Here is a 6,522-nt window from a genome sequence, read left to right on the forward strand (position 1 = left end):
GCAATGGTGGCTCATATGCACGCCTTGATGAATGAGGCTGTTGCCCTCGGGGGAGGGGAGATTCAACCCTTAACCGATCTGGTCATGATGCCGCTGATCGAACCCATAGTCGGCAACATGGAAGCCATGAAAGCAGGCGCTCCTCCACCTGGTTATTACGTGCATGAGCTCGGGGGAGCTCCGATGGGCAATGATGAAAATCACAGTGTTGTGGATGCCTGGAATCGCCTCTGGCGCTGTCCGAACGTCTTAGTGGTTGATGGCTCGTGTTGGACCACTTCAGCGTGGCAAAGCCCAACATTGACGATGATGGCCATTACGAGAAGAGCTTGCCAGCAGGCGCTCAGACCTGAGAACGCATGAAAAGATCGTCGAGATAGCGTTCTGTGACTGCACGATCAGTACAACCGTTTTGAACTAAAAATTGAGCAATTGCAGAACTAAGTAGACGATATTGATCCCAACAGGGATTTAACCCAATGAAATCTTTCATTCCGCGATAAAGCACTTCGGGGATTTCTGCTTCCATGCTCACCAATGAAAGTCCTACGTCACTGAGTGATTCAGCCAAAGAGGTATCGCAGTGCTCAAGGTGATATCGATCCATGGAGTGGGGGAAATCCTCAGCGGTGAACTCCACCTAGGAAGACACACGATGTGGGTAACCGTCAAAGTCGAAGCAATCAAGTGGTCTCATGAGAGGCACTTCTGAGAATCGTTCCAGCCCAATGGTTTTCGACAATCATGGAGCAGTTTTTCAAACCGCAAACCGCCTTCCAAGTTCGTGTCAAGTTCAATTGAATCAAAATTGGAAAACCCACAGGCCCTCAGCAACGAGCCCCGTTCAAGTCCAAAAGCCGGTGGAAAACGAAGCAATATCTGTGGAAAAAAGAGGAATAATAAGCTCAAAACTTGATTGATTAGCCTCGCTTATATTCACAAGTCTCATTGGACTTGCCTGAGACGAACTCGTCAAAAAGAGGGTGATCTGAGCAGATCTTCATGGTTCAGAGGCGTCCGTCTTTGAATCCGCAAGGCGACCACGAAGGGTGGTGGGACCTAAGGGATGCTCTGCATGGGGGTAGGGGTGATGCCCATGGTCATGGGAGTGGTCATGGTCATGGGAGTGGTCTCCATGCGTATGAGAGTGATGCCCACCCCCCAGCGGAATCGGAACACCATCGGGCTGACAAGCACCGGTGCACTCGAGCTCACACAGATCGCAGCCATCGGTCAATCCCTCCACATGGTGATGGTGGCTGGCCTGCGCTAGGCCCACCTCAGTCTCAAAACCCAGCACTTGTGCTCTGTACTTACAGAGCGAGCAATTCATCGCTGTCTCACCACCAAGAACCTCATCGACCCGCTCTACAAACGTGTCTTGCACCCTTGCGTGGTCTCCGAGATAGGAGGCATGCACAAATTCCACCTCGGGGTGATCGTTAGCGACGCGTTCACTGTGCTGGCGGATCCTGGTCACAAGAACACCAGAAAACAGGAAATAGGGAAACACGATGATGCGCTTAAAACCAAGGCGCACCACATGTCGCAGCCCTGGTTCCACCAACGGGAACGTCACTCCGGAGTACAAGGTTTCGCCCCAGCCAAAGCCAAACCCTTCCACCAACATCCGCGCGACCTTGGCGACGTTGGAATTGGCATCGGGGTCCGATGACCCTCGTCCTACAACCACCAATATGGTGTCGGACAAAGGAACGTCTGGATTGGCATCCAACGCCTCTTGGATCCGAGCTCCTGCGGCTGCAATCATCAATCGATCAACACCTAGTTCTCTTCCGTACTCGATCTCCAATCCCGTTTCAGCGCTATAGGTGTTCAGCACAGAAGGGATGTCATTTTTGGCGTGGCCTGCTGCAAACAACATGGCCGGAATCGCCAAGACCCGCTCCACCCCTTGCTCTCTTAAGCGATCCAAACCATCCCTAAGGATTGGATTGGCGAATTCCAAAAACCCGTGTTCAACAGAAATAGGACTCATGCGCCTGCGCAGGCCGATCGCAAGACGTTCAAATTCCTCAACCGCTAAGCGATTCCTGCTCCCATGACCACAAATCAAAACGCCGTAGGGCGATGGTTGCGACGCAATCGGCTCTGAACTCACGCGGTTCGTTCCACTCCCACGACACTATCCTCGGCGTTGTTGAATCGCGCTTGATGGTCTTGCCACGACCAAGGGCTTGCAGGGGATCCACAACGTGACAAAGCATGCTGCGCTTTGGAATCCATTGGCGGAGGATTCACATCCAACTGGTTGGATCATGTCTGATGCAATCACCCTGTCCAACCTGATACGCCAAGGAATCCAGCCAACCCCCTTGTTGGTCTGCGCAGGGGGCACCAGCAGTCGCTGTGCTGCTGATGGGCTCTGGACACTCGACTTAAGAGCGGGCCATCGCCAGCTGATCATCAGCGAAGAAACAGATGAGGTGGAGATTGGCACCGGGCTCAACATGGCTGAGGTTTTAGAAGGTCTTCAAACCCGTGGACGCTCCATCCCGGTTGGCTTATCAACCATTCCAGGGTGCGGCTTTGTTTTAACGGGGGGCATCGGTCCCCTAACCCGATCCCAAGGCCTTGCCATGGATCACATCGTGGGACTGCGAGGTGTCTGGGGAAACGGAAACACCTTCGACCTTTCAGCCCCGACCAACCGAGCAAGCGTTGAAACGGAGAGTGACAACGAAGTGCATCAGCAGTGGAGAGGACTGCTCGGTGCCGCTCCGTTCCTGGCGGTTGTCACTGCGATTCGACTACGCACTCAGGAGATCACACCATTAGTGATTTGGCGAAGCGTAGGCAGCATTCAGCAACTCGCCGTCGCCATCGAGGAGGCAGAGCAATGGCACCACAGTGGAAGCTTGCAATGGGCCTGGAACGAAAACATTGAGCTATTCATCACTTGCTGCGCTGACGATTCTGCCGCGATGCAAGCGGTGGAGTCGCTGAAAACGCGTCTCGGCTACTGCGCTGAATCCAGCATGACGATCGTTGCCGGGCAACATGCTCAGCCCCCATTTGGAACGTTGGCAAGGTCGACTACTGCACAAGGACACCTCCATCACGAAGTGATCAGCAGGCTCGGGCCTGCCTGGAGTCAGCGATTGCCATCACTCATCGCAGACCTCAATGAACTCATGCGCCACCGTCCCCATCTCGGATGCCAAATCAATGCTCAACAACTTGGTGGAGTGAGTGCTCAGATTCCCGTTTCACGCACATCTTTCATCCATCGCGATGCCATCTGGAAACCATGGATCAGCGCAGCCTGGACTGCTGGTGATGCAAAGGGGCGAGAACGTGCACTCGAATGGTTGATGCGCACCAACAACCTGCTCTCCGACTATTGCCCTGGCGTTCACCTCGCTCAGATCCATCCACATCTGTCTTGCCACCAAAAAGAACTCAATGACGCCTTTCAAGACTGGCTTCCAGGCCTCACTCAATTGAAGTCCCACCAGGACCCCCTTGGATTACTTCCACCGCTCACCATTACATAATCAATAAATTGCAGCTCTTAGTCAATCATTTGAGTCATCAATAAAGTAGTCATTAATTGTCAATGTGTAAGTGAGAAGCAAGGCTTACCCCCCCTGATGAACACAGTCTCTACCGAATCAATGGATGAGGTGATGACCATCATCAAAAGTGCTGTGATCTTGCTTACATGGATCCAAAACCGAAACCGCTGCAGCGCCGGAGATTAAATGCAAGTACTTCTGACTGAACAAGAGGTAGATCCCTGATGAGCACATTTATGCCAGCCGCTAGCCTAGCTTTGTAGCCATCAACGACATGAGCACAGAGTGCCTCAGGTCGCTCCTGAAATGGCAACACTATGGAAATGGACTTAGAAAACAAGGACGAAATGCTTATCTATAACGAACAGGAGAACAGATGTCTCAAGTCAAGACTGACGAGCTTTGGGGGGAAGCCACAGAGAGAATGCTGCTGATGCGCCATGTGCATCAGCATGGCTTCCAAGCTGATGGCTGTACATGGCAAGTGGCAAAACAGCAGGGGTCAAGAGCCATCAGAGGAATGGGATCTAAGAGGTTTGCTGAGGCCGTTCAGGAGCTTGTTTCTCTCGGTTATGGAGTCGTGAAGATTGAAAAACCGCTCACGTATCGGTCTCTTAAGAAGATGACAAACGTCTGAAACAGGAGGAGTGGTAATAGCTGAAAATCTTCTGACAGCATTGCCCTCAACCAAGAACAGATGGACCTCGTCTGAGTAACAATGAATAAGCGGCTGCGTGATGCCTAGGGCAAATAGATGCTATACAGCCCAGAAGAAGCTGACAGGAGTATGAACGAAAGCAGCTCCATAACCCTGCTTCAACTTATCCAGGAGGTTGCCTACTGCGATGGCTCAATGTCGCAGGAAGAAGAGGATTTGATCATGTCACTTATTGATAGCTATGGTCTTCAAGAAGATCGTAATGCCTTGAAAAACAGGCTGGTTGAAGGTTATTCGTCACTGTCAACTAATACGAGTGTGGCAAGAGGAAGCGCCAACAGAGTTGAGCGGAGCGAGCTTTTAAACCGCTTGAGCGCGCTTAAGTCAAATGAAGAACGTGATCTTGCAGTCAAACTTGCGTATCTCACCGCCATGGTTTCACGAGAACGTGATGATTTAACAGACATGAATGCCAAGGAGCTCGATCTTTTTCAAACAATCACTGATGCAGTTCAGTGCCCAGCGGAACGCGTTCGAGCTATTCAGTGGGCAGCTGATGAAGAACTTCAAGAATGGAGCATGCCGTCATTGAGGCAAGTGCTCTTGAGGTGGCTGGGCTGAAAGTATTGCAATGGGCTGAAGAGGGTGCCCTTGTCTTCCATCTCTCCTCGTCTGCATCCTCTATTGCGGCGTCATCCGTTTCTGCCCGCAAAAGCTCTTTCGTCTCAGCCACGCGATCAGGCAAAAACTCCCAGTAGTGATGGCGACTCATTGATCACTGATTCGCGCTTCAAGCCCCCTGGGGAAGCCAACGCGACGCTCAGAGTGCGAAGCAGACATTTGGGTCGAAACCTAGGCATCAGCAACTGGTGCGTTCCCATGGCCTCAGAGCCATGTCTGGCATGACCCAGGCAGAGCCGCGGTAACCTTCGGCGCCTGCATGTCCTCTGACCAGGATATTCAGCATTAACGCGTTCCTTGACAAGAAAGTGGCACAGACGCCCATGGCTTCCTCTCCCGCAATGGGACTTCAGAACTGGTTCAGCAATCCGAGACGTGATGTTCTCTCAGGCCTAGTGGTGGCCTTTGCGATGATTCCAGAAGCGATCGCATTCTCTGGGATTGCAGGCGTGGATCCCAGGGTTGGACTGTTTGGGGCCTTTTGTCTCTCCATAACGATTGCCTTCGTCGGTGGACGAACAGCGATGATCACCTCCGCCACAGGATCAACAGCCCTGTTGATGACTGGTTTGGTGGCGACAGGGAATGCAAGAGGAGAAGGACTAGGGCTGGCCTACTTGATGGCGGCAGGCATTCTCACCGGTGTCTTCCAAATTCTCTGGGGTTACTTACGTCTGGCCTATCAGATGAGATTCGTGCCTCTGGGCGTCTTAAGCGGGTTTGTGAATGCTCTTGCTTTATTGATCTTTCAGGCTCAACTTCCTCAATTGGGGATCAATCTTCACTTTGGGGAAGCTGGAAATGACCATGCCATGCACGCCCTAAGCGGAAGTCAAATCCCCGTTGTGTGGGCACTCGTCTTGCTTGGACTTCTCATCATTTATGGCCTACCACGCATTACACGCGTTCTTCCTTCCCAGCTGGTAGCAATCATTGTGATTACAGCTATCAGTATGGGGCTAAAGCTAGACATTCCTAAGGTTATGGACCTTGGAGAGCTTCCTAATGGTCTACCTTTTTTCAATCTTCCCTTTGGCGATGTCAGCAATCAAAGAGTTCCCTTTAGTTTAGAAACGTTTGGGATTGTCTTACCAACAGCGTTATCGATCTCACTGGTTGGCTTGATGGAGACATTCCTCACTCAAGACATTCTTGACGAGAAAACTGATTCCAATTCAAATAAAAATACTGAAGCAAAGGGCCAGGGAATTGCAAACATCGTGTCCTCGCTTTTTGGAGGGATGGCTGGCTGCGCGTTAGTGGGCCAATCAGTTATGAACATCGATAACGGTGGGCGCACCCGCCTCTCCACCCTGTCGTCTGGGATCAGCCTTTTGGCAATGATTTTACTGGCTAGTACTTGGCTTAAGCAGATCCCCATGGCAGCTCTGGTCGCTGTCATGATTGGGATTGCGGTGAGTACCGCTGACATGGCTGGCTTGCGGAATATCCGAAATATCCCTAAAAGTGATACTGCCGTGATGGTGATGACTTTTGGAGTCACCATGCTCACGACTCCCCACAATCTTGCACTTGGCGTCCTTGCCGGCGTTGCCCTTGCAGGTATTTTATTCAGTCGCAAAGTCGCAAAAGTCATTCGCGTTGAAGCGATTAAAATCAACAACGATGAATGTCGCTATGTCG

Annotated in this window: 7 protein-coding genes; 5 read left to right on the forward strand and 2 right to left on the reverse strand. The window is 51.6% G+C overall.

Going from position 1 to position 6,522, the window contains the following annotated elements; all coding sequences use genetic code 11:
* The coding region (locus tag NCN04_RS06220; RefSeq protein WP_250395517.1) for a GMC oxidoreductase at positions 1 to 363 on the forward strand (363 nt) is incomplete at its 5' end.
* Here NCN04_RS06220 and NCN04_RS06225 read toward each other — a convergent pair.
* Together NCN04_RS06225 and NCN04_RS06230 are read right to left on the reverse strand one after the other, a co-directional pair.
* Entirely contained in the window at positions 344 to 607 is a 264-nt protein-coding gene (locus tag NCN04_RS06225; protein WP_250395518.1) for a DUF2811 domain-containing protein, read from the reverse strand. The two genes, NCN04_RS06220 and NCN04_RS06225, sit on opposite strands and share 20 nt — an antisense overlap.
* 393 nt (positions 608 to 1,000) lie before the next feature.
* Entirely contained in the window at positions 1,001 to 2,122 is a 1,122-nt protein-coding gene (locus NCN04_RS06230; protein ID WP_250395519.1) for a sirohydrochlorin chelatase, read from the reverse strand.
* A gap of 157 nt (positions 2,123 to 2,279) precedes the next feature.
* Between NCN04_RS06230 and NCN04_RS06235 the strand changes: the two genes are divergently transcribed.
* From NCN04_RS06235 to NCN04_RS06250, 4 genes are all read left to right on the forward strand, one after another.
* A complete protein-coding gene (locus tag NCN04_RS06235; RefSeq protein WP_250395520.1) occupies positions 2,280 to 3,518 on the forward strand; it encodes an FAD-binding protein in 1,239 nt (412 codons plus the stop codon).
* 397 nt (positions 3,519 to 3,915) lie between these two features.
* Positions 3,916 to 4,176 (forward strand): hypothetical protein, encoded by a 261-nt coding sequence (locus tag NCN04_RS06240; RefSeq protein WP_250395521.1) that lies wholly within the window; start codon positions 3,916 to 3,918, stop codon positions 4,174 to 4,176.
* Positions 4,177 to 4,293: 117 nt separating this feature from the next.
* The gene (locus NCN04_RS06245) at positions 4,294 to 4,818 is read left to right on the forward strand and encodes a hypothetical protein (RefSeq protein ID WP_250395522.1); all 525 of its coding nucleotides are present in this window, start codon (positions 4,294 to 4,296) and stop codon (positions 4,816 to 4,818) included.
* 383 nt (positions 4,819 to 5,201) lie between these two features.
* Positions 5,202 to 6,522, forward strand: a 1,321-nt coding sequence (locus NCN04_RS06250) for a SulP family inorganic anion transporter (RefSeq protein ID WP_250395523.1), incomplete at its 3' end; no start/stop codon positions are given.

It is taken from the genome of Synechococcus sp. MU1655 (genome assembly GCF_023630655.1).
GTDB lineage: Bacteria > Cyanobacteriota > Cyanobacteriia > PCC-6307 > Cyanobiaceae > Synechococcus_C.